The 25548-nt window shown below is 64.4% G+C and carries 28 protein-coding genes and 1 tRNA gene; 17 read left to right on the forward strand and 12 right to left on the reverse strand.

Annotation, left to right across the window (positions count from 1 at the left end; all coding sequences use genetic code 11):
• Positions 1-136 precede the first annotated feature (136 nt).
• Positions 137-748 (forward strand): ribosome hibernation-promoting factor, HPF/YfiA family, encoded by a 612-nt coding sequence (hpf, locus tag EI171_RS06135; RefSeq protein WP_011083549.1) that lies wholly within the window; start codon positions 137-139, stop codon positions 746-748.
• Positions 749-970: 222 nt separating this feature from the next.
• Complete coding sequence (gene ptsN, locus EI171_RS06140; protein WP_011083550.1) at positions 971-1432, forward strand: PTS IIA-like nitrogen regulatory protein PtsN; 462 nt, start codon at positions 971-973, stop codon at positions 1430-1432.
• Between the two features lie 29 nt (positions 1433-1461).
• Here ptsN and EI171_RS06145 read toward each other — a convergent pair whose 3' ends face one another.
• Positions 1462-1962, reverse strand: a complete 501-nt coding sequence (locus tag EI171_RS06145) for a GNAT family N-acetyltransferase (RefSeq protein WP_231166755.1) — start codon at positions 1960-1962, stop codon at positions 1462-1464.
• Between the two features lie 390 nt (positions 1963-2352).
• Here EI171_RS06145 and EI171_RS06150 point away from each other — a divergent pair, with 390 nt between their 5' ends.
• A complete protein-coding gene (locus tag EI171_RS06150; protein ID WP_246740455.1) occupies positions 2353-3285 on the forward strand; it encodes a lipopolysaccharide assembly protein LapB in 933 nt (310 codons plus the stop codon).
• A 132-nt stretch (positions 3286-3417) separates the two neighbouring features.
• Here the strand turns inward: EI171_RS06150 and EI171_RS06155 are convergent, their stop codons facing one another.
• The 8 genes from EI171_RS06155 to EI171_RS06190 form a co-directional block, all read right to left on the reverse strand.
• Entirely contained in the window at positions 3418-3690 is a 273-nt protein-coding gene (locus tag EI171_RS06155; protein WP_011083553.1) for a DUF1150 domain-containing protein, read from the reverse strand.
• 51 nt (positions 3691-3741) lie between these two features.
• Entirely contained in the window at positions 3742-4167 is a 426-nt protein-coding gene (locus EI171_RS06160; RefSeq protein WP_011083554.1) for an Hsp20 family protein, read from the reverse strand.
• A gap of 298 nt (positions 4168-4465) precedes the next feature.
• Positions 4466-5551 carry a sn-glycerol-3-phosphate import ATP-binding protein UgpC gene (locus EI171_RS06165; protein ID WP_161532843.1) on the reverse strand — a complete coding sequence of 362 codons (1086 nt, stop codon included), beginning with the start codon at positions 5549-5551 and terminating at the stop codon, positions 4466-4468.
• 20 nt (positions 5552-5571) lie between these two features.
• On the reverse strand, positions 5572-6420 hold the full coding sequence (ugpE, locus tag EI171_RS06170; RefSeq protein ID WP_011083556.1) for a sn-glycerol-3-phosphate ABC transporter permease UgpE: 849 nt from the start codon (positions 6418-6420) through the stop codon (positions 5572-5574).
• A complete protein-coding gene (gene ugpA / locus EI171_RS06175) occupies positions 6420-7301 on the reverse strand; it encodes a sn-glycerol-3-phosphate ABC transporter permease UgpA (RefSeq protein ID WP_028172488.1) in 882 nt (293 codons plus the stop codon). Before ugpA ends, ugpE begins: the two co-directional genes overlap by 1 nt.
• Positions 7302-7350: 49 nt before the next feature.
• Complete coding sequence (ugpB, locus tag EI171_RS06180) at positions 7351-8667, reverse strand: sn-glycerol-3-phosphate ABC transporter substrate-binding protein UgpB (protein ID WP_161532844.1); 1317 nt, start codon at positions 8665-8667, stop codon at positions 7351-7353.
• Positions 8668-9039: 372 nt separating this feature from the next.
• Positions 9040-10242: a CaiB/BaiF CoA-transferase family protein gene (locus tag EI171_RS06185; protein ID WP_161532845.1), complete on the reverse strand. Its 1203-nt coding sequence runs from the start codon at positions 10240-10242 to the stop codon at positions 9040-9042.
• A gap of 178 nt (positions 10243-10420) precedes the next feature.
• Positions 10421-10846 (reverse strand): organic hydroperoxide resistance protein, encoded by a 426-nt coding sequence (locus EI171_RS06190; protein WP_011083560.1) that lies wholly within the window; start codon positions 10844-10846, stop codon positions 10421-10423.
• Between the two features lie 152 nt (positions 10847-10998).
• On the opposite strand from EI171_RS06190, the gene EI171_RS06195 reads away from it, so the two are divergent.
• Positions 10999-11460 carry a MarR family winged helix-turn-helix transcriptional regulator gene (locus EI171_RS06195; RefSeq protein WP_028172490.1) on the forward strand — a complete coding sequence of 154 codons (462 nt, stop codon included), beginning with the start codon at positions 10999-11001 and terminating at the stop codon, positions 11458-11460.
• Positions 11461-11529: 69 nt separating this feature from the next.
• On the opposite strand, the gene EI171_RS06200 is transcribed toward EI171_RS06195, so the two are convergent.
• Positions 11530-11605, reverse strand: a tRNA-Ala gene (locus EI171_RS06200).
• Between the two features lie 99 nt (positions 11606-11704).
• Positions 11705-12115 (reverse strand): TIGR02300 family protein, encoded by a 411-nt coding sequence (locus EI171_RS06205; protein WP_011083562.1) that lies wholly within the window; start codon positions 12113-12115, stop codon positions 11705-11707.
• Positions 12116-12276: 161 nt separating this feature from the next.
• Between EI171_RS06205 and aroA the strand changes: the two genes are divergently transcribed.
• The 13 genes from aroA to EI171_RS06270 all read left to right on the forward strand — a co-directional run bounded on the left by aroA (position 12277) and on the right by EI171_RS06270 (position 25106).
• Complete coding sequence (aroA, locus tag EI171_RS06210; RefSeq protein WP_161532846.1) at positions 12277-13614, forward strand: 3-phosphoshikimate 1-carboxyvinyltransferase; 1338 nt, start codon at positions 12277-12279, stop codon at positions 13612-13614.
• The gene (gene cmk, locus EI171_RS06215; protein ID WP_011083564.1) at positions 13611-14249 is read left to right on the forward strand and encodes a (d)CMP kinase; all 639 of its coding nucleotides are present in this window, start codon (positions 13611-13613) and stop codon (positions 14247-14249) included. The genes aroA and cmk overlap by 4 nt, the downstream gene beginning before the upstream one ends.
• 266 nt (positions 14250-14515) lie before the next feature.
• Positions 14516-16222 carry a 30S ribosomal protein S1 gene (gene rpsA, locus EI171_RS06220; protein WP_027546860.1) on the forward strand — a complete coding sequence of 569 codons (1707 nt, stop codon included), beginning with the start codon at positions 14516-14518 and terminating at the stop codon, positions 16220-16222.
• Between the two features lie 375 nt (positions 16223-16597).
• The gene (gene sppA, locus EI171_RS06225; protein ID WP_028172493.1) at positions 16598-17578 is read left to right on the forward strand and encodes a signal peptide peptidase SppA; all 981 of its coding nucleotides are present in this window, start codon (positions 16598-16600) and stop codon (positions 17576-17578) included.
• A gap of 171 nt (positions 17579-17749) precedes the next feature.
• Positions 17750-18055 (forward strand): integration host factor subunit beta, encoded by a 306-nt coding sequence (locus EI171_RS06230; RefSeq protein ID WP_008539997.1) that lies wholly within the window; start codon positions 17750-17752, stop codon positions 18053-18055.
• Positions 18056-18126: 71 nt separating this feature from the next.
• On the forward strand, positions 18127-18519 hold the full coding sequence (locus EI171_RS06235; protein WP_011083567.1) for a lipopolysaccharide assembly protein LapA domain-containing protein: 393 nt from the start codon (positions 18127-18129) through the stop codon (positions 18517-18519).
• Between the two features lie 66 nt (positions 18520-18585).
• Positions 18586-19257 (forward strand): phosphoribosylanthranilate isomerase, encoded by a 672-nt coding sequence (locus EI171_RS06240; protein WP_028172494.1) that lies wholly within the window; start codon positions 18586-18588, stop codon positions 19255-19257.
• Complete coding sequence (gene trpB, locus EI171_RS06245; protein WP_011083569.1) at positions 19254-20471, forward strand: tryptophan synthase subunit beta; 1218 nt, start codon at positions 19254-19256, stop codon at positions 20469-20471. The genes EI171_RS06240 and trpB overlap by 4 nt, the downstream gene beginning before the upstream one ends.
• Positions 20468-21304: a tryptophan synthase subunit alpha gene (gene trpA, locus EI171_RS06250; protein WP_011083570.1), complete on the forward strand. Its 837-nt coding sequence runs from the start codon at positions 20468-20470 to the stop codon at positions 21302-21304. Before trpB ends, trpA begins: the two co-directional genes overlap by 4 nt.
• 112 nt (positions 21305-21416) lie before the next feature.
• Positions 21417-22358 carry an acetyl-CoA carboxylase, carboxyltransferase subunit beta gene (gene accD, locus EI171_RS06255; RefSeq protein ID WP_011083571.1) on the forward strand — a complete coding sequence of 314 codons (942 nt, stop codon included), beginning with the start codon at positions 21417-21419 and terminating at the stop codon, positions 22356-22358.
• Positions 22355-23698, forward strand: a complete 1344-nt coding sequence (locus EI171_RS06260; RefSeq protein ID WP_161532847.1) for a folylpolyglutamate synthase/dihydrofolate synthase family protein — start codon at positions 22355-22357, stop codon at positions 23696-23698. Before accD ends, EI171_RS06260 begins: the two co-directional genes overlap by 4 nt.
• A gap of 140 nt (positions 23699-23838) precedes the next feature.
• Positions 23839-24579 (forward strand): metallophosphoesterase, encoded by a 741-nt coding sequence (locus EI171_RS06265; protein WP_038965152.1) that lies wholly within the window; start codon positions 23839-23841, stop codon positions 24577-24579.
• A gap of 86 nt (positions 24580-24665) precedes the next feature.
• Positions 24666-25106 carry an SRPBCC family protein gene (locus tag EI171_RS06270; RefSeq protein ID WP_011083574.1) on the forward strand — a complete coding sequence of 147 codons (441 nt, stop codon included), beginning with the start codon at positions 24666-24668 and terminating at the stop codon, positions 25104-25106.
• Positions 25107-25180: 74 nt separating this feature from the next.
• On the opposite strand, the gene trxA is transcribed toward EI171_RS06270, so the two are convergent.
• Positions 25181-25501: a thioredoxin gene (gene trxA / locus EI171_RS06275; protein WP_007598398.1), complete on the reverse strand. Its 321-nt coding sequence runs from the start codon at positions 25499-25501 to the stop codon at positions 25181-25183.
• Positions 25502-25548 lie beyond the last annotated feature (47 nt).

The raw sequence follows: 25548 nt of genomic DNA on the forward strand, positions 1-25548 counted from the left end.
GCTACTCTCAATCTCCCATCGAGACCGATCCATGCGCGCGCATGATCCGGACCCGGAGGGCCGCGCCAGCGCCAGGTGTGCAGCGGTTGTCCGCATGGATCACGCGCAGACAAGAACCTAACCAGGTGAGGTTCACATGACTCTCCGCATTTCGGGAAAGAGCGTCAGTGTCGGCGAGGCCCTGCGCGGCCGCGTTTCCGACCGGACCGAAGAGGTCCTGCGCAAATATTTCGACGGCAATTATTCCGGCCACATCACGCTGAGCAAGGATGGCTTCGGCTTCCGGACCGATTGCGCGCTGCATCTCGATTCGGGAATTACGCTGGAGGCCGATTCGAACGCGCCGGACGCCTATGCCAGCGCCGACCAGGCGCTCGTGATGATCGAGAAGCGGCTCAAGCGCTACAAGAGCCGGCTCAAGGACCGCTCGGCCCGCAAGGCCCATGTCGCCTCCGCCGCTCTCGCGGCCATGGACGCCACCAGCTACGTGCTGGAGGCGCCGGGCGAGGGTGAGGACGAGGACGAGGTCACCGGCTACAGCCCGGTGATCATCGCCGAGGCAACCACCTCGCTGAAGCAGCTGTCGGTCAGCGAAGCCGTCATGGAACTCGACCTCAGCGGGGCACCCTGCCTGGTGTTCCAGCATGGCTCCAGCGGCCGGGTGAACATCATTTACCGCCGGGCCGACGGCAATGTGGGCTGGGTCGACCCGCCCGGAGGCAAGGCAGATGGCAAAGCGGGCGGTTAGGGCCGGATTCGGGCCCCGTACGATCCGCAGGCCTTAACAATGACCGGGGCAAAGCCGCACGCAGGAGTTGGCACCGGGATTGCGTTGGAGTAGAAGCGCCCCACATCAGGACCGGGGCTAAGTCCCCCTCCTGCTTCACCTTCTTGACGCCGGCCCGGCGTGGTTTCTCTCCAAGCTGGCCAATTCGGAACCTGACGGTTTAATTCACCTCGGAAACCCTCCATGCCGATTACCGATCTGGTCGCACCCGAGGCGATTCTCCCGGCATTGAAGGTCAACAGCAAGAAGCAGGCCTTGCAGGAGCTCGCTGCCAAGGCTGCCGAGCTGACCGGACAGAACGAGCGCGCCGTGTTCGAGGTGCTGCTGCAGCGGGAAAAGCTCGGCACCACCGCGGTCGGCTATGGCGTCGCGATTCCCCACGGCAAGCTGCCCAAGCTGGAAAAGATCTTCGGCCTGTTCGCGCGCCTCGATCGCCCGATCGATTTCGAGTCGATGGACGGCCAGCCGGTCGATCTCGTCTTCCTGCTGCTCGCCCCCGAAGGCGCCGGCGCCGATCATCTCAAGGCGCTTGCGCGTATCGCCCGCCTGTTGCGCGACCAGGACATCGCCAAGAAGCTGCGCGCCTCGCGCGATGCCCAGGCGATCTACTCCGTGCTCGCGCTGCCGCCGGCGACGGCGGCCTAAGGCCGCCCGATCTGCTTTCTTGAGTGCGTTTAGAGGGTGCGCGACAGATAGCGTACCGTTTTGCTGCCCTTGTGGATGCTTGCGCGGCCGACCTCGGCAAATCCCAATGCAGCGTGAAAGGCATCCGACGCCGGATTCGGAGGCTGCTGGTTAACTTCGCAGACAATGCGATCGTACCCGGCCTCGGCCGCGCGATCGAACAGGTCGGCATAAAGCCGGCGCGCGCATCCCATGCCTCGAGCGGAAGCTGCGACCACGATCCGGTCGACATAGACAAAGCGCGCGTAGCGGGATCGAAACCACAGGAAGTTCGGGCTGTCGTATTGTCCGTCCTGATCCAATGCGATCATGAAAGCATCGAGATTGCCGATCCTGCGGGCGTAGAAGGCTTGCGCGACGAGGTCTTGCAGCCGCTCGCGCTCAAGCCATGACAACTCCTCTGCGTGGCTGTTGTTGAGCGCAAGCAGGGCGTCACAAAGCGGTGTGCCGGACGAAATCTCGAATTTGGTGACTGGGACGGGTGCGATCATGTTCATGGCGACGATCTACCAGCCGCGAGATGCAAAGCAAAACCGGCACAGGTTTGCTTGCCCGAACTTGTGGCGGCGCCTGCGGCGTAACCCTCACCCGTTCGAACCGAAGCCGCGCCGTCTGCGACTTATTTCGCAGCCGGGCGCTGTGATATCTCGTCACCATATCCACCGGCGACCGGCACGGCTTCGGCGCAGGAGTTTTGAGATATGGTTTGCGGTTCGATCGGCCGGGTCTTCGGTCTGCTTTGCTCGGTCACCATCGCCGCCACGGCCGTGGCCCATGCCGACGAGGCATCCAACGACCGCGTCATCGCGGAAAAGACCGAGATCATTGTAGCCGACCCGACCAATGCGGTCGCTTACGAGCTGCGTGGCGAAGCCTGGTACATGAAGCGGGACAAGGACCGCGCCTTCGAGGATTGCAGTGCTGCGATACGGATCGATCCGAATTTCGGGCGGGCCTATAACTGCCGCGGTCGCGCCTATTCTGCCAAAGGCGATCGCGATCACGCCATGGCCGATTACAACGAGGCCATTCGCCTCGATCCCGGCTACGGACCGTCTTACACATCGCGGGCGCAGGAATATTTCAACAGGCGCGACTTCGATCTCGCGATCGCCGGGTTCACCGAGGCGATCGAACGCAATCCCAAACAAGCCTATTTTGCGACTGTCATGAGAGGGGAGGCGTATGCGGCGAAGGGCGACACCGATCACGCCGTCGCCGATTACACCGAGGCCATGCAGCGGAATCCGGCGGCCGCGTGGCCCTACGAGCTGCGCAGCACCATCCATCTCAACAAGGACGAGATCGATGCAGCTCTCGCTGACTGCGACAGCGCCGTCCGTCTGGAGCCCGGAAGTGCCGGTGGCCACTATTGCCGGGCCATGGTGTTCCTGAAAAAGGACGATGCCGACAGCACCATCCGGGAGCTGGATGACGTCATCAGGATCATGCCGTCTTTCGAGAGAGCCCATCTGGTTCGCGCCGTCGTCCTGCACAGGAAGGGCGACGATAAACGTGCCCTTGCCGATTTCGACGAAGCGATTCGGTTACAGCCGGGGAATTCGGTCGCCTACAAAGATCGCGCTGGTGTGTTTCGAGACATGGGACAGCACGATCGCGCGCTCGCCGACTACAACGAGGCGCTTCGACTCGATCCCAAAAACCAGGATGTGCTGGCTAATCGCGGCCTGCTCTACATGATGATGTCCGACGCCAAACATGCGCGCGCGGATTTCAACAGCGTGCTCGCGCTGCCGCCGACCGACAAATGGGCCACCGACACCGCGCGCGAAGGGCTTGGCTTTCTGAAATGACGCGTGGGTAGGGCAGTAGCCTCACACTCCGTCATTGCGAGAGTGCAGGCGATCTGTCGCCCAAATAGAAACGGGCACGCCTTCGTGCGAAGGCATGCCCGCTGAAATCCTATTCGTGCGACGCGCGTGCGCTCAGTGCACGCTGACGGCTTGCAGCTCGTTGCTCCAGGCGTTGGCGACCGCGGCTTCGCGGCTGTCGGTCAGCATGATCGGCGTGCCATCGGCGGCGTGGAGCGCGAAGAGCTTCAGGCCGGGCGCAATCTTCGGAGCCTCGGGGAACAGCCCAGGCACGTCCTCGGAGCGGATCTGCTTCACATAGGCGATATGGCCTTCGCCGAGGGTTGCCAGCGTCTCCGGAGAGACGTTCTTGGCTTCGTATTCGAACGCAACGTGACCTTCACTCATGGTCTCGACTCCTTCACAGAAACTAAGCGGTCGAGTCCGCTACTCGTTCCATTATTCGTGCTCATTGATAGCGATTGTCTTAACGATCCTCTCCGGTTCAGGCCGGGCAAGGTCGATCGACAACAACCCGTTCTTCAGATCCGCACCCAGCACCAGCATCCCCTCCGCCAGCACGAAGGTGCGCTGGAAGTGGCGCGCGGCGATGCCGCGATGGATGTATTGCCGGGTCTTGTCGTCCTGCTGCCGCCCGCGGATCACGAGCTGGTTTTCCTCAATGGTTACATCGAGTTGGTCGCGCGTGAATCCGGCGACCGCCAGCGTGATGCGCAAACGCTCGGGCTGGCCGTCCGACCGGTCGCACCTCTCGATATTGTAGGGAGGGTAACCGTCGGCGCCTTTGACGACCCGATCGAGCACGCGCTCGATCTCGTCGAAGCCCAGAAGGAACGGACTGGATAACGTGGGAACACGAGACATAGTTTACAAAGTCCTCTCGAAGCGACTTTGGCATTTCAGGGCCCGGAAGCGGCGCCCCTTGGTCAGCAATATGGGCATATCCCCGTGGTGGTTCAAGGACGTAGCGCTGGGCTGTGGATTCATTGCTTCCAGCGGCGCCTGGCCCAACATCGCATAGATGCTCCAGGATCATCGTAGCCGGGAGCAGCCCCGGGTCATGACGAATCTGACCGACGATTTATCCCAATGAAAACAGGCCCCTTCTACTGTGCATGGGGTTGTTTTCGCGGTTTTTGATCGAGCGGCCCCGCGGAACCGCTCAGGCCTCCAGCCGCGTCCGCCCGTCGTCGCTGAAAAGGTGCAGCTTCGGCCGTATCGCGGCGACCCGGATTCTTGCCCCGATCGCTGGTGCCTCGGTGCCGGGGATGCGGACGATGACCTCGCCGGGCGGCAGCTCGCCGGGCGTGGCGGCGACCCGCTGGTCTTCCTGCTCGCGGGAACCGTAGACGAAGGTTTCGGCGCCGACGCGCTCGATCGCTTCCACGGTGAGCGGCAGGGCGACGCCGCCGGCCGGGGTCTGGTCGGTGATGACGAAATCTTCCGGGCGGATGCCGAGAACGCCGGCCTCAGCCGCACTGCCACCGAGCTGCGATTTGATCTCGTCGGAGCGCGTCGACATCAGATTCATCGGCGGTGCCCCGATGAACGAGGCGACGAAGGTCGTGGCCGGCTTCTCGTAGATCGCCAAGGGATTGCCGACCTGCTCGACCTGTCCGCCGTTCATCACGACGAGAACGTCGGCGAGCGTCATCGCCTCGAGCTGGTCGTGGGTGACGTAGATCGAGGTCGTGTTGAGCCGGCGCTGCAATTTGCGGATCTCGACGCGCATCGCGATGCGCAGCTTTGCATCGAGGTTCGAGAGCGGCTCGTCGAACAGGAACACTTTTGGCTGGCGCACGATGGCGCGACCCATCGCGACGCGCTGGCGCTGGCCGCCGGAGAGCTGGCGCGGCTTGCGCTCCAGCATCGAGGTGAGCTCGAGCACGCGCGCGGCTTCCCCGACGCGGGTCTTGATCTCGGCTTCCGCCATGCCGCGGTTGCGCAGGCCGTAAGCCATGTTGTTGTAGACGCTCATATGCGGATAGAGCGCGTAGTTCTGGAACACCATCGCGATGTCGCGATCGGCGGGCTCGATCTGGTTGACGACGCGGCCGCCGATGTCGATCTCGCCGCCGGTGACGGTCTCGAGCCCCGCAACCATGCGCAGCAGCGTGGACTTGCCGCAGCCGGAGGGGCCGACCAGCACGCAGAACTGCCCGTCGGCGACATCGACGTTGACGCCTTTGATGGCCTCGAAGCCGCCGGTGTAGGTCTTGCGGACATTGCGCAGGGTGACGTTAGCCATGAAAACTCACTTCCAAGAACCTACTTTTCCGTCTCGACCAGGCCGCGCACGAACAGTCTCTGCATGGCGACGACGACGAACACCGGCGGCAGCATGGCCAGCACGGCGGTCGCCATCACGATCGGCCATTCGGTCAGCGCGTCGGTGGTGGTGATCATCTTGCGGATGCCGACCTGGATGGTCTGCATGTCGTCGCGGGTGGTGATGAGCAGCGGCCAGAGATATTGATTCCAGCCGAGGATGAACAGGATCACGAACAGCGCCGCCATGTTGGTGCGCGACAGCGGCAACAGCGTGTCCCAGAAGAAGCGCAAGGGACCGGCGCCGTCGATGCGCGAGGCCTCCAGCAATTCGTCCGGCACGGTCATGAAGAACTGCCGGAACAGCAGCGTCGCGGTGGCCGACGCGATCAGCGGCAGCGACAGGCCCGCATAGCTGTCGAGCATGTGCAGGTCGGCGACGATCTTGTAGGTCGGATAGATGCGGACCTCGACCGGCAGCATCAAGGTGATGAAGATGATCCAGAAGATCGGCATCCGGAACGGAAAGCGGAAATACACGATCGCATAGGCCGAGATGATCGAGATCGCGATCTTGCCGATCGCGATCGCCAGCGCCATCACCAGCGAGTTCAGCATCATGTTGCCGACGGGCTCGCGGGTCGAGCCGCTCGTGCCGACGAAGATGGTCTGGTAGTAGACCTCGAAGAAGTGCCCGCCCGGCAGCAGCGACATCTGCCCGTTCGCGATCAGTGCGTTGTCCTGGGTCGAGGCGACGATCGCGATGTAGACCGGGAATGCGACGATCGCGATCCCGATCCAGAGAATGAAATGGGCGACGTAGCGCCTGATGCCCTCGTCCTCGACCATCAGTAGGTCACCTTGCGTTCGACGAAGCGGAACTGGATTCCCGTCAGCACGATGACCATGACCATCAGGATCACCGATTGCGCCGCCGAGCTGCCGAGATTGCCGCCGAGCAGGCCGTCGGAATAGACCTTGTAGACCAGCGTGACCGTCGATGTTCCGGGCCCGCCGCGGGTCATGGTGTCGATGATGCCGAAGGTGTCGAAGAAGGCGTAGACGATGTTGACGACCAGCAGGAAGAAGATCGTGGGCGACAGCAGCGGGAAGGTCACGGTCCAGAACCGCCGCATCGGCCGCGCGCCGTCGATCGCGGCGGCCTCGAACACGCTTTTCGGGATGGCTTGCAGGCCGGCGAGGAAGAACAGGAAATTATAGGAGATCTGCTTCCACGCGGCGGCGAGGATGATCAGCGCTGCGGCCTGGTTGCCGTCGAGCAGCGGATTCCAGTCGACGCCCAGGCCGCGCAGATAGCGCGACAGCACGCCGAGCGAGGGATGCAGCATGAAGATCCAGAGCACGCCGACCACGGGCGGCGCGACCGCATAGGGCCAGATCAGGAGCGTGCGGTAGAGCATCGAGCCGCGCAGCGGCTTGTCGGCCATGACGGCGAGCAGCAGCGCAAAGGACAGCGACGAGACGGCGATCGCGAACGAGAAGAAGAACGTCCGGACGATCGCCTCGAAATAGGCGGGATCCCTGAACAGCTCGATGTAATTGTCGAACCAGACAAAGGTGCTCGACAGGCCAAAGGCATCCTGGAGCAGGAAGGACTGGATCACCGCCTGCAGGGCCGGCCAGTAGAAGAAAATCAGGACGATCGCGAGCTGCGGCGCAACCAGCGCGTAAGGCAATAGCTTTGATTGGAAAATGGCTTGCTTTTGCATGATGTCAGCAGAAGCGGCAGGCCGGGTCGCGGCCTGCCGCTTCAATGCCTCACTTCACAGCGGTCTTTTCGAACTGCCGCAGCATCGTGTTGCCGCGTTCGACAGCGGCGTCGAGCGCCTGCTTGGCGGTCTTCTTGCCGGCCAGCGCCTGCTCGATCTCTTCCGACCAGACGTCACGCAGCTGCACCATGTTGCCGAGGCGCAGACCGCGCGAGTTCTCGGTCGGCTCCTTGTTGATCAGCTCGAGCAGCGGGGTCTCGAGATAGGGCTGGTCCTTGTAGAAGCCCTCGGCCTTGGCCTTCTCATAGGCCGCCTTGGTGATCGGCAGATAGCCGGAGGCCTTGTGGATGTAGACCTGGCGATCGGTGTCGGAGAGGAACGTCAGGAATTTTGCGACGCCCTTGTATTCCTCGGCCGACTTGCCGCCCATGACCCAGAGCGAGGCGCCGCCGATGATCGAGTTCTGCGGCGCGCCCTTGACGTCGGGATAATAGGGCATCGGCACGGCGTTGAAGTTGAACTTGGCCTGTGCCTTGACGTTGCCGAAGAAGGCCGACGACGTCAGGTAGATCGCGCACTCACCCGAGGTGAAGCGGCCTTCGCCGGTGTTGGTGCGGCCGGCGTAGTCGTAGGTCTTGTCCTTCTGAAGTTCGACCAGCTTCTCGAGATGCTTGACCTGGAGCGGGCCGTTGAACTCGAGCTTGGTGTCGAAGCCGTCGAGGCCGTTCGCCTTGGTCGAGAGCGGCACGTTGTGCCAGGCGGAGAGCTGCTCGAGGTTGACCCAGGTGATCCATGAGCCGGAGAAGCCGCAGGTCGGATGACCGTTGTCGTGCAGCTTCTTGGCGACCTCGAACACTTCGGGCCAGGTCTTCGGGATCTCGGCGTTGACCTTCTTGAACTCGTCGAGGTTGACCCACATCACGGTCGAGGACGAGTTGAAGGGGAACGACAGCATCTCGCCCTTCGACGTGGAGTAGTAGCCGGTGATGGCGGGCAGATAGATCTTGGGATCGAACTTCTCGCCGGCGTCGGCCATCAGCTTGTAGACGGGCTTCACGGCGCCGGTCGCGGCCATCATGGTCGCGGTGCCGACTTCGAACACCTGCATGATGTGAGGCGCGTTGCCGGCACGGAACGCGGCGATGCCCGCGTTCATCGTGTCGGGATAGTTGCCCTTGTAGGTCGGGATGACCTTGTAGTCGCTCTGCGACGCGTTGAAGTCGGTGGCAAGCTTGACGATGACGTCGTTGTTGGCGCCGGTCATCGCGTGCCACCACTGGATTTCGGTCACGGCCAGGGCCGGCGAGGCCGACATGCCGACCGTGATTGCAAATGCGGCAGCCGCCCCAAAGTGTCGAAGTGCCATCAAGAAAACCTCCCTTGGCCGTCAATAAAGAAGCGCTTGCGCTAGCAGCGCCATATGACGTTCACATGACTGTGTAAGCGGCCGAAACGAAAGCGGCAAGCGCTGGAAAAGGGAAGCCGTCAAATAGGCGAATGCGACGCGGACAGCCTCGTCCGTTCGCGCTGCACACGCGTGGGTCGCGCCGCAGTGCGGCATTGCTCGTGTGAGGTCGACGATCAGGCCGCGGGCTCCAAAACCTCTCCCGCTTGCGGGAGAGGTCGCGCCGAAGGCGCGGGGGTGAGGGCTCTCTCCTCTGGGGGATTGTCCCATTGCGGAGACACCCTCTCCCCAACCCTCTCCCGCAGGGGGGAGAGGGAGCGCAGCATCGTTGCCCTAGCGCTTGCGCTCGAGGCCGCAGACCGTGCCCTTCTCGACCATCGCGTCGATCTCGGCCTTGGAATATCCGAACTCGCCCAGCACCTCCGCCGAGTGCTGGCTGAATTTCGGCGGCAGCCGGCGCAGGCTCGGCTTGCTGCGATCGAGCCGGATCGGCGAGGCGACGCCCTTGTACCAGTCCTTCTCGATAATATCGCCGCGGTAGATCGTGTGCGGGTTCGTCAACGCCTGGTCGATCTTCTGCACCGGGCCTGCGGGCAGGCCCGCCGCGAGCAGGCGATTGCAGAGCGGCTCGGCCTCGTGCTGGCTGAACACCGCGGCAAGCTCGGCGCGCAGCGCCTCGCGATTGGCGATGCGGTCCTTGTTGCGGGCAAAGCGCGGATCGGTGCCGAGCTCGGGCTTGCCGATCTCCTTGGCGAGCTTGCGGAAGGTGCCGTCATTGCCGACGCCGATGAAGATGTTGTCGGTTTTCGTCGGGAAGATCGCGTAAGGCACGAGGTTGGGATGCTCGTTGCCGGTGAGGCCCGGCGGCTTGCCATGCATGAAATAGTTCGCGGTGTGCGGATGCATGATGGCAAGGCCGGTCTCGTACAGCGTGGTCTCCAGGAACTGGCCCTTGCCCGAGCGCTGCCGCTCCGACAGCGCCATCAGGATGCCGATCGCCGCATAGAGGCCGGTCGTGATGTCGACCAGCGGCACGCCGATCCGCATCGGCCCGCTCTCGGGCGAGCCGGTCGCCGCGATCATGCCGGTCATGGCCTGGATGATGGCGTCATAGCCGGGATTGCCGCCGCGCGGGCCGTCGGCGCCGAAGCCGCAGATCCGGCAATGCACGAGGCGCGGGAATTTCTCGCGCAGCACCTCGTTGCCGATGCCCCATTTCTCCAGCGTGCCCGGCTTGAAATTCTCGATCAGGACGTCGGCCGTCTCCAGCATCTTGAGCAGCACGACGCGGCCGCCCTCGGAGGCGAGGTCGAGGCCGATCGAGCGCTTGTTGCGGTTGATGCCGATGAAATAGGCCGCGTCCTCGTCGTGGAAGGGAGGGCCCCAGTCGCGCACCTCGTCGCCGGCGGGCGGCTCGACCTTGATCACGTCGGCGCCATGGTCGGCGAGGATCTGGGTGCAGTAGGGGCCGCCGAGCACGCGCGTGAGATCGATGACGCGCAGTCCGCTCATTGCACCCATAACGGCTTCAGTCATGCCTTCGCTTCCCCTGTGTCGATCGTTGGATCACAGGCCTAGCGAGGTTTTTTTGCGCCAGCAATGGCGCCGGGCGTGGAGCCGTATGCGCCGCGGCGCGGCCATCCCGCGAGGTGGCAAATTCAAACGGAAGCGGCCGGCCCGAGGGGGATCCCGGGCCAGCCAATCCGCCGTTTGATCAGACGACCGTCAGGCGAACGTCGACATTGCCGCGCGTGGCATTGGAATAGGGGCACACCTGGTGCGCCTTCGCGACCAGCGCCTCGGCTTCGGCACGGGCGAGGCCCGGCAGCGAGACGGCGAGGTCGATGTCGAGGCCGAAGCCGCCTTCGGAGCGCGGGCCGATCCCGACGGTCGAGGTGACGGCGGCGTCGGCGGGAACCTTGGGGCCGCCCTGCGAGGCCACGAACTTCATCGCGCCGATGAAGCAGGCGGCGTAGCCGGCCGCAAACAGCTGCTCGGGATTGTTGCCGGCGCCGCCGCCGCCGCCGAGCTCCTTCGGCGTGGTGAGCTTGACGTCGAGCGCGCCGTCGAGGGTCGCAGCATGGCCGTCGCGGCCGCCGGTGGCTTTTGCACTGGTCTTGTAAAGGACGTTCACGGACATTTTCGTCTCCCTGGGTTTCGGTGGGGTGCGATGTCTATCGCAGACAATTAGATTGTGCGCAATTGAAATTGCGACGTCTCACATTTAATTGTTCGCAATTGAATGTACGGCGGCGCGGCCCCACAATGCGGACAAACCTCGTGAGATTCTCCATGGCTCGGAAACTATCGGCAGCGGACGCGCCGCTGCGGCTCGACAACCAGATCTGCTTCGCGGTCTATTCGGCCGCGCACGCCTTCAACCGCGTCTACAAGCCGCTGCTCGACCGCCTCGGCCTGACCTATCCGCAATATCTGGTGATGCTGGTGCTGTGGGAGCGCGACGACGTGCCGGTCAAGGACATCGGGGAGAGGCTGTTTCTGGATTCGGGCACGCTGACGCCGCTGCTGAAGCGCCTCGAGGCCGCCCACCTCGTCAAGCGCACCCGCTCGAGCGAGGACGAGCGCCAGGTGCTGATCGCGCTGACGCCGCAGGGCCACGCGCTGAAAGACAAGGCGCGCGCCGTGCCGCAGTCGATCCTGGCGGCGTCGGACTGCTCGGTGTCGGAGCTGGTGGCGATGAAAGACGAGATCGTCGCGCTGCGCGACCGGCTCAATGCGGTGATCGGGGAGTAGTTGAGATTTAATTCAAAGCCCGCCTTCGCCCTGCGGGCTTCGGCGCGGCAGCCTTCGCTTCGCGAAGGCTGGTGGAGCCAGGCGGGATCGAACCGCCGACCTCTTGCATGCCATGCAAGCGCTCTCCCAGCTGAGCTATGGCCCCTTAAGTCTTCCAGTGGGGAGGATCCTGGGGGATCCGTCCCGGCCGGCGAGCCCTAGGCGACTCGCGCGGTGCACCCTTTTTCACAGATCAGGGCTGATCTCAAGTCTCTTCATCGCCCCCGACATCACCAATGATGTCGGTAACGTCCTCATCGCCCTCTTCTTCGTCGGCGATGAAGGTCGAATCATCGTCATCGTCGTCGTCGAGGGTCTCGTCGACCTCGATATCGTCCTCCGATTCGGGCACGACGGCCTTGACCTTGCCGGTGTTCTCCTCGGCATCGGCCTCCTCGAGGGAGACCAATTCCTCGGCCTCCGCCGGCTCCGGCGTGGTGTCCGCGGCCGCTGCGTGGCGAGCTTCGGCGCCGCGAGTCGTGCGCGCAGGCGCCACGGGCGCGATCGGGACCACTTCGCCGGTATAGGGCGAGATCACCGGATTCTTGTTGAGGTCATAGAACTTCTTGCCCGTGGTCGGGCAAATACGTTTGGTTCCGAGTTCGGACTTGGCCACGGCAGAGGAATCCTGGGAATGTCTGAAAAGCGGTGTTTCACTTGGCTAGTTGGCAGCCCGCTGTCAATAGCGCATTACGGGAGAAAGACATGCCGGTGACGGGGCGCGGACCATGTGGTACCTGCGCCCCAGCTCTCCGGAGCACATCCAAGGACACAATCTTGACCCATTCCGACCAACCGAGGCCGCTTCAGTCGCGCGCAAACGGTCCCCTGACCGGGAAAGTACGGGTGCCCGGGGACAAGTCGATCTCCCACCGCGCCCTCATCCTGGGCGCGCTCGCGGTCGGCGAGACCCGGATTTCGGGCCTGCTGGAGGGCGAGGACGTCCTCAACACCGCCAAATCCATGCAGGCACTGGGTGCCAGCGTCGAGCGCACCGGCGATTTCGCCTGGAAGGTACAGGGCGTAGGCGTCGCAGGCTTCGCCCAGCCCAAGGCGGCGCTGGATTTCGGCAATTCCGGCACCGGCTGCCGGCTGGTCATGGGCGCCGTCGCCGGCTGCCCGATCTCGGCGGTCTTCGACGGCGACGCCTCGCTGCGCAGCCGTCCCATGCGCCGAATCCTGGACCCGCTCGAGAAGATGGGCGCCAGGGTCGTCTCCGGCGGCGAGGGCGGCCGCCTGCCGCTGACCCTCCAGGGCGCGCGCGATCCGCTGCCGATCACCTACAAGACTCCGGTCGCCTCGGCTCAGATCAAATCCGCCGTGCTGCTCGCGGGCCTCGCCGCCCCGGGCACCACCACGGTCATCGAGAGCGAGGCCAGTCGCGACCACACCGAGCTGATGCTGAAGCACTTCGGCGCCGACATCACCTCCACCAAGGAGGGCCAGCACGGCCGCCGCATCACGCTCAAAGGCCAGCCCGAGCTGCATGGCGCCAACGTCGTGGTGCCCGCCGATCCCTCCTCGGCGGCCTTCCCGGTCGTTGCGGCGCTGATCGCCGAGGGCTCCGATGTCGTGCTGTCGGATGTCATGACCAATCCGCTGCGCACCGGCCTGTTCACCACGCTGCGCGAAATGGGCGCTTCGATCGAGGAGAGCGAAGTGCGCGGCGATGCCGGTGAGCCGATGGCGCAGCTGCGCGTGCGCGCGTCGAAGCTGCGCGGCGTCGAGGTGCCGCCGGAGCGCGCGCCGTCGATGATCGACGAATATCTCGTGCTGGCGGTGGCGGCCTCCTTCGCCTTAGGCACGACCATCATGCGCGGCCTGCAGGAGCTGCGCGTCAAGGAATCCGATCGCCTGGAGGCCACCGCCGAGATGCTGCGCGTCAACGGCGTCAAGGTCGAGGTCTCCGGCGACGATCTGGTCGTCCAGGGCCGCGGTCACGTTCCCGGTGGTGGCACCGTCGCCACCCACATGGACCATCGCATCGCGATGTCCGCGCTGGTGATGGGCTGCGCCTCCGACCAGCCCGTGACCGTCGACGACACCGCCTTCATCGCCACCAGTTTCCCGGATTTCATTCCGATGATGCGTTCGCTTGGGGCCGAGTTTTCATGATTATCGCCATCGACGGGCCCGCGGCCTCGGGCAAGGGGACGCTCGGCAAGCGTCTCGCTCATCATTACGGTTATCGTCATCTTGATACCGGCGTGATCTATCGCGCGGTCGCCTATGCCCTGATGCAATCGGGCCATGATCTCCGCGACGAGGCGGCCGCGGTTGCGGCGGCGCTGGAATTGGATCCGGAAAAGTTCGGCGATCCCGCCCTGAAGACCCAGAAGGTCGGAGAGGGCGCCTCGATCGTCTCGGCGATCCCAAGGGTTCGCGAGGTCCTGGTCAATTTCCAGCGGCAATTCGCCGCCGATCCGCCGGGAGCGGTGCTGGACGGCCGGGACATTGGAACCGTGATCTGCCCCCATGCCGACGTGAAGATCTTTGTCGTGGCGGACCCCAAGGTCCGCGCCCGCCGCCGCACCATGGAGGCCAAGGCGCGGGGCGAGGCGGCGGACGAGGCGGCCGTGCTCGCCGACATCATCCAGCGCGACGAACGCGACAAGAACCGGCCGATTGCGCCGCTGAAACCCGCACCCGATGCTTACTTGCTAGATAACTCCCAACTGGATATAGAAGGCGGCGTCCGGGCCGCCATCGACATTATCGAGGCCGTCCGAGCGGGCCGGTCGCGGGGTTAAGCCGCAGCCGTCATTGGAGGAAGCGCCCGCTCCCGCTCTTTGAGGTCGATACCCCGGTCCGCCTGTTTCGGGACCGGTGCGATCGAGGCTCCGGACAAAGATTTCCACGTATCGAACGCGCGGGCCTCAGCCGGCCCGCTTCCGCCGTTCCGGTGCCAGCCGGGGCAGCAAGCGGTCGCTCGAAGGTCTTGCGGACCTTCCGACACTGCGCGTGCGATGCGCCCATGAACCCAACGGCCGGCAAGACATCCGCAACTGGAGAACAAATGGCTTCGACTTCTGCTGATACCTATAGCCCCTCGCGTGACGATTTCGCCGCGATGCTCGACGAGTCCTTCGCAGGTGGCAACCTGCAGGAAAGCTCCGTCGTCAAGGGCAAGGTGGTTGCAATTGAAAAGGACATGGCCGTCATCGACGTCGGCCTGAAGACCGAGGGCCGCGTCGCCCTGCGCGAATTTTCCGGCCCCGGCCGTGACAGCGAGATCAAGGTCGGCGACGAGGTGGAAGTGTTCCTCGATCGCATCGAGAACGCCCTCGGCGAAGCCGTGCTGTCGCGCGACAAGGCGCGCCGCGAAGAGAGCTGGGGCAAGCTCGAGAAGGCGTTCCAGAACAACGAGAAGGTCAACGGCGTCATCTTCAACCAGGTCAAGGGCGGCTTTACCGTCGACCTCGACGGTGCCGTGGCCTTCCTGCCGCGCTCGCAGGTCGACATCCGTCCGATCCGCGACGTTGCGCCGCTGATGAACAACTCGCAGCCGTTCCAGATCCTCAAGATGGACCGCCGCCGCGGCAACATCGTCGTCTCCCGCCGCACGGTGCTGGAAGAGACCCGCGCCGAGCAGCGCCAGGAGCTGGTGCAGAACCTCGAAGAGGGTCAGGTCATCGACGGCGTGGTCAAGAACATCACCGACTACGGTGCGTTCGTTGATCTCGGCGGCATCGACGGCCTGCTGCACGTCACCGACATCGCGTGGCGCCGCGTCAACCACCCGACCGAGGTGCTCTCGATCGGCCAGACCGTGAAGGTCAAGATCATCAAGATCAACCACGAGACGCACCGCATCTCGCTGGGCATGAAGCAGCTGCTGGACGATCCGTGGCAGGGCATCGAAGCCAAGTACCCGCTGGGTGCCCGCTTCACCGGCCGCGTCACCAACATCACCGACTACGGTGCGTTCGTCGAGCTCGAGCCGGGCATCGAAGGCCTGATCCACGTCTCCGAGATGTCGTGGACCAAGAAGAATATGCACCCCGGCAAGATCGTCTCGACCTCGCAGGAAGTCGAAGTGCAGGTGCTCGAAGTCGATTCCGTCAAGCGCCGCATCTCGCTCGGCCTCAAGCAGACCATGCGCAACCCCTGGGAGGTCTTCGTCGAAGGTCACCCGACCGGTTCGGTGGTCGAGGGCGAGGTCAAGAACAAGACCGAGTTCGGTCTGTTCCTGGGTCTCGAGGGCGACGTCGACGGCATGGTCCACCTCTCCGACCTCGACTGGAAGCTTCCGGGCGAGCAGGTGATCGACAACTACAAGAAGGGCGACATGGTGAAGGCCGTGGTGCTCGATGTGGACGTCGAGAAGGAGCGTATCTCGCTCGGCATCAAGCAGCTCGAAGGCGACCCCTTCGCCGAGCCGGGCGATGTCAAGAAGGGCGCGGTCGTGACCTGCGAAGTGCTCGAAGTGAAGGAGAGCGGTATCGAGGTGAAGATCGCCGGTACCGACTTCACCACCTTCATCAAGCGCTCGGAGCTCGCGCGTGACCGCAACGACCAGCGCGCCGAACGCTTTGCCGTCGGCGAGAAGGTCGATGCCCGCGTGATCCAGTTCGACAAGAAGGCCCGCAAGGTCCAGGTGTCGATCAAGGCGCTCGAAGTCGCCGAAGAGAAGGAAGCCATCGCGCAGTACGGCTCCTCCGATTCGGGTGCGACGCTCGGCGACATCCTCGGCACCGCGCTCAAGAACCGCGACAGCAAGTAAGCGAAACGTTCGTTTCGCTGACATCAAAGCCCCGGCGCGAGCCGGGGCTTTTTTGTTGCTCCATACTCAACTGTCGTCCCGGACAAGCGCGCTCAAAGCGCGCGTAGATCCGGGACCCATCACCACAGGGAGCGGTCTGGCGCGAGCTGGTAACTCCAAGTCTTCGCCAAACTCAATTCTGTGGGTATGGATCCCGGGTCAGCGGTCCGCGTCGCGGCGCTTGTCCGGGATGAAGAGAAGCCTGTGACGGGGGCTCGGCCCGACCAGCACCAGCCTTGTTTTCTTCAAATTGCGCCGCAATTGATGTATCCAGATAAGCCGTTGGTCACGCCGTGACGGCACAACGCGCCTGGTCTTTCATTTGGAGATATTCCGATGTCGCTCGATTCGGACATCATCGTCGATCGTCGCAGGATCCGCCGCAAGCTGACGTTCTGGCGCGTCATGGCCGCGCTGATCGCGATCGCGGCGATTGCGGGCTTCGCGCTGATTGCGACGCCCGGCGCACGCGGCACGTTCGCAGCCGCCGGCTCGATTGCGCGGGTCCAGATCGACGGCCTGATCCGCAGCGATTCCGATCGCACGCAGGCGCTGGAGCGGTTGGAGAATTCGCAGGCTGCCGCCGTCATCGTTCACATCAACTCGCCGGGCGGCACCACCGCAGGCTCCGAGCAGCTCTACGACTCGCTGGTCCGGCTCAAGGCGAAGAAGCCGCTCGTCGTCGTGGTCGAGGGTCTTGCCGCCTCCGGCGGCTACATCACGGCGATCGCGAGCGACCACATCATCGCGCAGCAGAGCTCGCTGGTCGGCTCGATCGGTGTGCTGTTCCAGTACCCCAATGTCACCGAGCTCCTGAAGACCATCGGCGTCAAGGTCGAGGAGGTAAAATCCTCGCCGCTGAAGGCCGCGCCCAACGGTTTTGAGCCGACCAGTCCCGAGGCGCGGGCCGCGCTCGACGCGCTGGTGAAGGACTCCTACGCCTGGTTCAAGGGACTGGTGAAGGAACGGCGTGGCATGGACGACACGCAGCTCGAGAAAGTGGCCGACGGCCGCGTCTTCACCGGACGCCAGGCGATCGATCTCAAGCTGATCGACCAGATCGGCGACGAGAAGACGGCGGTGACCTGGCTGGTCGAGCAGAAGGGCGTCAAGAAGGGGCTTTCGGTGCGCGACTACAAGCTTCAGTCGCGCTTCGGCGATCTGCCGTTCCTCAAGACGGCCGCTGCCGTGACGCTGGAAGCGCTGGGTTTAGGCTCGATTGCGCATCAAATCGGGCAAACCGGCGTCGCGCAGGCCGTCGACCGGTTCGGAATGGATGGAATGCTGGCTTTGTGGCAGCCGGCTGCGTCAAACTGACTGGGACAGGCGAGCGCCTAAGGGTTTTCTCGTCTGGCGAGTGTCGGGGCAGCCTGCTTTTTTGGCATTTGTCACGCATTTTCACGACGCTCAACCTTGATTTAGCGTCTTGACAGATCACGGTATTTTCACGGAAATGGTCATCCGCACGCTTCCGGGTCCTATCTCTCGATGATCAAATCCGAACTTGTTCAGCGTATCGCCGAGCACAACCCGCATCTGTACCAGCGGGATGTCGAGAACATTGTGAATGCGATTCTCGAAGAGATCGTAGCGGCTCTCGCACGCGGTGATCGCGTCGAGTTGCGCGGCTTCGGTGCCTTCTCGGTCAAGCATCGCCCTGCACGCGCCGGGCGTAATCCGCGCACCGGCGCCCATGTACCCGTCGATCAGAAGAGCGTTCCGTTCTTCAAGACCGGCAAGGAAATGCGCGAGCGGCTGAACCGCGACCATCCGGATCCCGGCGCGGCAGACTGAGGCCGGCGTCAGGGTTTCCCGCGGTCGCTCAAGATGCGGCCGGAAGCTTGATTCAAGGCGAGCGAAGCGAGATGCGAAAGTTCCTGACCGCGCTGATCGTGATTCCGCTGGGTCTGATCCTGGTGGTGTTCGCCGTCTCCAACCGGCATTTCGTCACGGTCTCCTTCGATCCCTTTGTCTCCGACGACCCGTCATTGTCGGTCACGCTGCCGCTGTTCCTGCTGCTGATCCTGGTGGCGGCGCTGGGCGTCCTGGCCGGCGGCTGTGCCGTCTGGCTCGGCCAGCGGCACTGGCGCCGCGCGGCCCGTCGGCATGAGGCGGATGCGCGCAGCGCCCGGACCGAACTGGCCGGCTTGCGGGCCCAGACGGCCGCGGCGAAGCCCGATTCCCAGCGCCTCCCCGCCCCCGTCGGGGTGGGCCTTTACGGGCCCGTCGGGCGAGACAAGCAGCGCGCGACGTTGTAGAAGCGGCCGCAACCGAAAACCCTGCTTTCCGGCCGCGGAGTTGCGGCCTTTACCTGCTTTGAGACCATGTCCCTGCTCGTCAAAATCTGCGGCCTGTCCACGCGCGAGACGCTCGAAACAGCGCTCGACGCGGGCGCCGACATGGTGGGGTTCGTGTTCTTTCCGCCGTCGCCCCGGCATCTGTCGCTGGAGCTTGGCCGCGATCTCGGCCGCCAGGTGAATCGGCGCGCGCTCAAGGTTGCGCTCACGGTCGATGCCGATGACGCCACGCTCGACAACATCATGGACGCGCTGTCGCCGGACATTTTCCAGCTCCATGGCAAGGAGACCGTCGCGCGGCTGCGCGACATCAAGCAGCGGTTCGGCCGCCCCGTGATGAAGGCGGTGCCGGTCGCAACCTCAGCCGATCTTGCCGTGCTGCCCGGCTACGCCGCGGTCGCCGACCGCATCCTGTTCGATGCGCGCGCGCCGAAAGACGCGACGCGGCCCGGCGGCCTGGGCGCGCCGTTCGACTGGCACCTGCTCGAAAACCTCGATCTGAACCTGCCCTACATGGTCTCGGGCGGGCTTCACGCCGACAACGTTGCGGAGGCCCTTCGCATCACCCGCGCCGGCGGCGTCGACGTGTCCTCCGGTGTCGAGAGCGCTCCCGGCGTCAAGGATCCCGAGCTGATCAAGGCCTTCATCCGCGCCGCGCGCGCCACCCAAGATGCAAGTCAAGAGTTGAGCGTCCGATGAACATCGCCAAACCAAACTCCTACCGCAGCGGGCCCGACGAGCGCGGTCATTTCGGCATCTTCGGCGGACGCTTCGTCGCCGAAACGCTGATGCCGCTGATCCTCGATCTGGAGAAGGCCTACACCGCGGCCAAGGCCGATCCGGCCTTCCAGGCCGAGATGAACGGCTATCTCAAGAACTATGTCGGCCGGCCCTCGCCGCTCTATTTCGCCGAGCGTCTCACCGAGCATCTCGGCGGCGCCAAGATCTACCTCAAGCGCGAAGAGCTCAACCACACCGGCTCGCACAAGGTGAACAACGTGCTCGGCCAGATCATGCTGGCGCGGCGCATGGGCAAGAAGCGCATCATCGCCGAGACCGGCGCCGGCCAGCACGGCGTCGCCACCGCGACGCTGTGCGCGCGCTTCGGCCTCGAATGCGTGGTCTATATGGGCGCCGTCGACGTCGAGCGGCAGCAGCCCAACGTGATCCGCATGGAGATGCTGGGCGCAAAGGTGGTCCCGGTGCAGTCGGGCACGCGCACGCTGAAGGACGCCATGAACGAGGCGCTGCGCGACTGGGTCACCAACGTGCACAACACGTTCTATTGCATCGGCACGGTCGCGGGCCCGCATCCCTATCCGACGCTGGTGCGCGACTTCCAGTCGATCATCGGCAACGAGACCAAGGCGCAGATGCAGGAGGTCGAGGGCCGCCTGCCGGATTCGCTGGTCGCCTGCATCGGCGGCGGCTCGAATGCGATGGGCCTGTTCCACCCATTCCTCGACGATCCCTCCGTCGAAATTTTCGGCGTCGAAGCTGCAGGCCACGGGCTCACGCAGCTTCATGCGGCCTCGATCGCGGGCGGCCGTCCCGGCGTGCTGCACGGCAACCGCACCTATCTGCTGATGGACGCGGACGGCCAGATCCAGGACGCTCATTCGATCTCGGCCGGCCTCGACTATCCCGGCATCGGCCCCGAGCATTCCTGGCTGCACGAGATCGGCCGCGTGAACTATCTCTCCGCGACCGACGACGAGGCGCTCGCCGCGTTCCAGCTGCTTTCAAAGCTGGAAGGCATCATCCCGGCGCTCGAGCCTGCGCATGCCATCGCCAAGGTGATGGAGCTCGCGCCGAAGCGCGCAAAAGATCACCTGATGGTCGTCAATCTCTCCGGCCGCGGCGACAAGGACGTCCCGCAGGTCGGCGACATCCTGAGGGGCAAGAGCAAGTGACCACGCGTATCGACATCCGTTTTGCCGAGCTTGCGAAGCAGGGCCGCTCGGCCTTCGTGACCTTCCTGATGGCCGGCGATCCGGATCCCGCCACCTCGCTCGAGATCATCAAGGCGCTGCCGAAGTCCGGCGCCGACGTGATCGAGATCGGCATGCCCTTCACCGATCCGATGGCCGACGGTCCGTCGATCCAGGCGGCGGGCCTGCGCGCGCTCAAGGCCGGCATGACGCTGAAGAAGACGCTCGAGCTCGTGCGCGGCTTCCGCAAGGACGACAATGCGACGCCGATCGTGCTGATGGGCTATTACAATCCAATCTACATCTACGGCGTCGACAAGTTCCTTGTCGATGCCAAGAGCGCCGGCGTCGACGGCCTCATCATCGTCGATCTGCCGCCGGAGGAGGACGACGAGCTCTGCCTGCCCGCGATGAAGGCCGGCCTGAACTTCATTCGCCTGGCGACGCCGACGACCGACGACAAGCGCCTGCCGGCCGTGCTCGCCAACACCTCGGGCTTCGTCTACTACGTCTCGATCACCGGCATCACCGGTGCTGCGGCGGCGGATTCCTCGGCGGTGAGCGAAGCGGTTGCCCGCATCAAGCGTCACACCAAGCTGCCGGTCTGCGTCGGCTTCGGCATCCGCACGCCGGAGACCGCGCGCGCCATCGCCTCGCATGCGAATGGCGCGGTGGTCGGCACGGCGCTGGTCGATGCGCTCAAGAACAGCCTCGATGCAGACGGCCGGGCCACCGCCAAAACCGTTAACGCCGTCGCCGAACTGACGGCATCCCTGGCCCAAGGCGTCAAAGGCGCACAACAGGCGGCGGAATAGGCCATAATTCCGCTTTTGGGGCGGACGACACGGCGGCTTGCCGGGGCAGGGTCCGGCAGCCATATATCCCTTCAGGCGATCTCCGGAGCGGGATCGCACATCGGAGCAAACCATGAACTGGCTTACCAATGTGGTCCGGCCGAAGATCCGCAACATGCTGCGGCGGGAGACGCCGGAGAATTTGTGGATCAAGTGTCCGGATTCCGGGCAGCTCGTGTTCTACAAGGACGTCGAGGCCAACCAGTTCGTCATTCCCGGCTCGAACTACCACATGCGCATGGGCGCGGTGGCGCGTCTGAAGTCGATCTTCGACAACGAGACCTGGTACGACGTCGCGCTGCCGGATGTCACGCCGGATCCGCTCAAGTTCCGCGACGAGAAGAAATACGTCGACCGCATCAAGGATGCCCGCGCGCGAACTAACCTCAACGACGCGATCAAGGTCGGCTACGGCAAGCTCGAAGGCGCCGCCGTCGTCATCGCCGTGCAGGATTTCGACTTCATGGGCGGCTCGCTCGGCATGGCCGCGGGCGAGGCCATCGTGCGTGGGCTCGAACTCGCGGTCGAGAAGAAGTCGCCGTTCATCGTGTTCGCCGCATCAGGCGGCGCGCGCATGCAGGAAGGCATCCTGTCGCTGATGCAGATGCCGCGCACGACCGTCGCGGTTCAGATGCTGCGCGAGGCAAAACAGCCCTATATCGTCGTGCTGACCAATCCGACCACCGGCGGCGTCACCGCCTCCTACGCGATGCTGGGCGACGTGCAGATCGCCGAGCCCGGCGCGCTGATCGGCTTTGCCGGCGCGCGCGTGATCGAGCAGACCATCCGCGAGAAGCTCCCGGAAGGCTTCCAGCGCGCCGAGTACCTGAAAGAGCACGGCATGGTCGACATGGTCGTGCATCGTCACGATTTGCGTCCGACCCTGGCACGGCTCTGTCGCCTGTTGACCAAGGCACCGGCGCTGGAGACCGCGTCGAAATCGGTGCAACCTGTCGTCAGCCCGGCGCAGATCGTATCGGCTTCCGAGACGGCGCCGGCCGCGCCGCACGCGTGAACGCGTCTCCTGACAGCGCAAAGCCGCCGCTCGACGAATTGATCGGGCGGCTGTCGGCCCTGCATCAGAAGCGCATCGATCTTGGGCTGGAGCGGATGCATCGTCTGCTCGATCGGCTCGGCCACCCCGAACGCAAGCTGCCCCCGGTGATCCACATCGCCGGCACCAATGGCAAGGGCTCGACGCTCGCTTATCTGCGCGCGACGCTGGAAGCGGCAGACCTGCGCGTCCACGCCTACACCTCGCCGTATCTGGTCCGCATCAACGAATGTTTCCGGCTTGGTCGCCTCGGTGGCGGCGTGCTGGTCGGCGACGTCGAACTGCGCGCCGCGCTGGAAGAAGTCGAGCGCGTCAATGCCGGCGAGCCTGCCACCGTGTTCGAGCTGAAGACGGCTGCCGCGTTTCATCTGTTCGCGCAGAATCCGGCCGATGCGGTGCTGCTCGAGGTCGGCCTTGGCGGCCGGCTCGATTCGACCAATGTGGTCGATACGCCGGCGGCCACCGTGATCACGCCTGTGAGCATGGACCACACGGACTTCCTCGGCGATACGCTGACCTCCATCGCCGGCGAGAAGGCCGCGATCATCAAGCGCGGCGTGCCCGTGGTTTGCGCCGAGCAGTCGGGCGAGGCGATGGCGGTGATCGAGGCGCAGGCCAAGCGCATGCGCGCGCCGCTGTTTGCCGCGAACGAGAGCTGGCACGTCAATGTCGAGCATGGGCGCCTGGTTTATTCCGACGATCGCGGCCTGATGGATCTCGCCGCGCCGCGCCTGTTCGGCCGCCACCAGTTCGACAATGCCGGGCTTGCGATCGCGACACTGCGCGCGATTTCGACATTCAAGGTCAACCAGGCGGCGTTCGAGGCCGGCATCGTCGGCGCCGAATGGCCGGCGCGGATGCAGCGCATCACCTCGGGCGAGCTGCTCTCCTGGGGGCCGCAGGGCTCGGAGATCTGGCTCGACGGCGGGCACAATGCGGAAGGCGGGCGCGTTGCGGCGGCCGCACTCGGCGATCTCGAGGAACGGGTGTCGCGGCCGCTGGTCGTGATCGCGGGCATGATGGCCAACAAGGATGCGCGGGCCTTCCTCGCCAATTTCGCCGGCCTCACCCGTCACATCATCGCGGTGCCGATTCCCGACACCGAGAATGCGATGCCGGCCGACCGCCTCGCGGACGCCGCGCGCAGCCTCGGCATGCGCGTCGAGCCCGCGCCGGGCATCGAGGCCGCGCTGCGCGCGCTGTCGAAGCTCGCCTACGAGGTGCCGCCGCGCATCCTGATCACCGGCTCGCTCTATCTCGCCGGCCACGTGCTCGGCATCAACGGCACGCCTCCTGCATGAGCTGTCTTGTCCCGGACAAGGCGCATCGCGCAAGCGATGCGCCGCAGAGCCGGGACCCAGAATGCCGCAACATGGGCCCCGGCTCTGCAGCGCACCGCTGAAGAAGCGCTGCGCTGCGTCCGGGGCAAGAGAGAATGCCAATGCGTTTTGCCGCGATTGCCGACATTCACGGAAACCATCTCGCGCTGGAGGCGGTGCTTGCCGACATCCGCGCCCAGGGCATCGCCGACCTCGTCAATCTCGGCGACATGCTGAGCGGTCCGCTCGACGCGCGCCGGACCATCGAGATCCTGATGAATCTCGACGCCGTGCATGTGCTCGGCAATCACGACCGCTACCTGCTCGACCGTCCGCCGGAGAAGATGGGCTCGTGGGATCGTCCCGCCCATGCGGCGCTGAATGCCGTGCAACTCGATTGGCTGCGGGCGCAGCCGATGACGCGCGTGTTTCGCGACCGGGTCTTCCTCTGCCATGCGACGCCCGAGAACGACGAGGTCTATTGGCTCGATACCGTGCATCCCGACGGCACGGTGGCGCTATCGCCGCTCGACCGCATCGAGCAGTTCGCGCAAGGCATCACGCAGTCCCTGATCCTCTGCGCCCACACCCATCTCGCCCGCACGGTGCGGCTTCGTGACGGCCGGCTGATCGTCAATCCCGGCAGCGTCGGTAGCCCGGGCTATCGCGACAAGCATCCGTTCCCGCATGTCGTCGAGGCCGGCACGCCGCACGCGCGCTACGCGATCCTCGAACTCGTCGATGCTGCTTGGCAAGTGACCTTCCGCCATGTCGTCTATGATCACGAGGCGATGGCCGCGCTCGCACGCCGCAACAATCAGCCGGAGCTCGCGAACGCGCTCGCGACGGGATGGATCAAGTAGCGCCGCTTCGCTCCATCCGGGCGGCGGGTTTGACTCCTTGATAAGGGCGCTTGTTATAAGCGTACATATCAAAGTGGGAGCGCGCCATGGACGACGGCCATGTCTGGCGAAACGAATATACCATCGAGACGTCTGCAACCGCAGAGACGATCTGGGGCATCTTTCGCGATGTCCCCGGCTGGAAAAACTGGAATGCGGGTATCGAGCAGATCGACATCGACGGGCCATTCGCGGCCGGCACTTGGTTCACGATGAAGCCCCCCGGCGAGGAGACGCTACGCTCGCAACTGATCGAGGTTCGCGAGAACGTGTGCTTCATCGATGAAACGCGAGTCGGCGATCTCGTCATCACAGTCGCCCATCGCATCGAACCGCTTGGCGATTCTCCTGGACCGGCGCGCACGCGCATCGTTTACGCCGCGGACGCGCGAGGGCCGCAAGCGTCCGAGATCGGTCCGGCTGTCGCGTCGGACTTTCCCGATGTTCTCGCCAGTCTCGCCAAACTTGCCGAAACGAGATCGGCATGATTGCCGCCGACAAAAAACAAAACGGCCGGCGTGTTGCCGGCCGTTGCAGAATTCTCAGTTACTCGCGAGGCGGATCACACCGCCGACGTGATCCACTGCTGCAGCTTTGCCTTCGGCGCCGCGCCGACCTGGCGGGAGGCCATCTCGCCGCCCTTGAAGATCATCAGGGTCGGGATCGACATCACGCCGTACTTCGACGCGGTCTTCGGGCTCTCGTCGACATTGAGCTTCACGATCTTGACCTTGTCGCCCATCGCGCCGGCGATCTCGTCGAGGGCGGGCGCGATCATGCGGCAGGGACCGCACCATTCGGCCCAGAAATCGACGACCACAGGGCCGTTCGCCTTGAGCACTTCGGCTTCGAAATCAGTGTCAGAAACCTTGCCAACGGCCATGGGAGTACCTCACTCGGTTGAAAGAATCGGCGCGGATGGGAATCGCG

Source organism: Bradyrhizobium sp. LCT2, assembly GCF_009931255.1.
In the GTDB taxonomy this organism is placed as follows: domain Bacteria; phylum Pseudomonadota; class Alphaproteobacteria; order Rhizobiales; family Xanthobacteraceae; genus Bradyrhizobium; species Bradyrhizobium diazoefficiens.

Coding starts and splice junctions, on each gene's coding strand:
- ugpE (WP_011083556.1), bottom strand. CDS start 6,420: ATGGTCGAGGACGAGGGCATCAGGCGCTACGTCGCCCATTTCATTCTC.
- EI171_RS06235 (WP_011083567.1), top strand. CDS start 18,127: ATGCGAAAGTTCCTGACCGCGCTGATCGTGATTCCGCTGGGTCTGATC.
- EI171_RS06190 (WP_011083560.1), bottom strand. CDS start 10,846: ATGTCCGTGAACGTCCTTTACAAGACCAGTGCAAAAGCCACCGGCGGC.
- hpf (WP_011083549.1), top strand. CDS start 137: ATGACTCTCCGCATTTCGGGAAAGAGCGTCAGTGTCGGCGAGGCCCTG.
- trxA (WP_007598398.1), bottom strand. CDS start 25,501: ATGGCCGTTGGCAAGGTTTCTGACACTGATTTCGAAGCCGAAGTGCTC.
- sppA (WP_028172493.1), top strand. CDS start 16,598: ATGTCGCTCGATTCGGACATCATCGTCGATCGTCGCAGGATCCGCCGC.
- EI171_RS06150 (WP_246740455.1), top strand. CDS start 2,353: ATGAAGCGGGACAAGGACCGCGCCTTCGAGGATTGCAGTGCTGCGATA.
- rpsA (WP_027546860.1), top strand. CDS start 14,516: ATGGCTTCGACTTCTGCTGATACCTATAGCCCCTCGCGTGACGATTTC.
- ptsN (WP_011083550.1), top strand. CDS start 971: ATGCCGATTACCGATCTGGTCGCACCCGAGGCGATTCTCCCGGCATTG.
- EI171_RS06240 (WP_028172494.1), top strand. CDS start 18,586: ATGTCCCTGCTCGTCAAAATCTGCGGCCTGTCCACGCGCGAGACGCTC.
- EI171_RS06160 (WP_011083554.1), bottom strand. CDS start 4,167: ATGTCTCGTGTTCCCACGTTATCCAGTCCGTTCCTTCTGGGCTTCGAC.
- EI171_RS06265 (WP_038965152.1), top strand. CDS start 23,839: ATGCGTTTTGCCGCGATTGCCGACATTCACGGAAACCATCTCGCGCTG.
- accD (WP_011083571.1), top strand. CDS start 21,417: ATGAACTGGCTTACCAATGTGGTCCGGCCGAAGATCCGCAACATGCTG.
- cmk (WP_011083564.1), top strand. CDS start 13,611: ATGATTATCGCCATCGACGGGCCCGCGGCCTCGGGCAAGGGGACGCTC.
- EI171_RS06145 (WP_231166755.1), bottom strand. CDS start 1,962: ATGATCGCACCCGTCCCAGTCACCAAATTCGAGATTTCGTCCGGCACA.
- ugpB (WP_161532844.1), bottom strand. CDS start 8,667: ATGGCACTTCGACACTTTGGGGCGGCTGCCGCATTTGCAATCACGGTC.
- EI171_RS06270 (WP_011083574.1), top strand. CDS start 24,666: ATGGACGACGGCCATGTCTGGCGAAACGAATATACCATCGAGACGTCT.
- EI171_RS06155 (WP_011083553.1), bottom strand. CDS start 3,690: ATGAGTGAAGGTCACGTTGCGTTCGAATACGAAGCCAAGAACGTCTCT.
- EI171_RS06195 (WP_028172490.1), top strand. CDS start 10,999: ATGGCTCGGAAACTATCGGCAGCGGACGCGCCGCTGCGGCTCGACAAC.
- EI171_RS06185 (WP_161532845.1), bottom strand. CDS start 10,242: ATGACTGAAGCCGTTATGGGTGCAATGAGCGGACTGCGCGTCATCGAT.
- ugpA (WP_028172488.1), bottom strand. CDS start 7,301: ATGCAAAAGCAAGCCATTTTCCAATCAAAGCTATTGCCTTACGCGCTG.
- trpB (WP_011083569.1), top strand. CDS start 19,254: ATGAACATCGCCAAACCAAACTCCTACCGCAGCGGGCCCGACGAGCGC.
- EI171_RS06230 (WP_008539997.1), top strand. CDS start 17,750: ATGATCAAATCCGAACTTGTTCAGCGTATCGCCGAGCACAACCCGCAT.
- EI171_RS06165 (WP_161532843.1), bottom strand. CDS start 5,551: ATGGCTAACGTCACCCTGCGCAATGTCCGCAAGACCTACACCGGCGGC.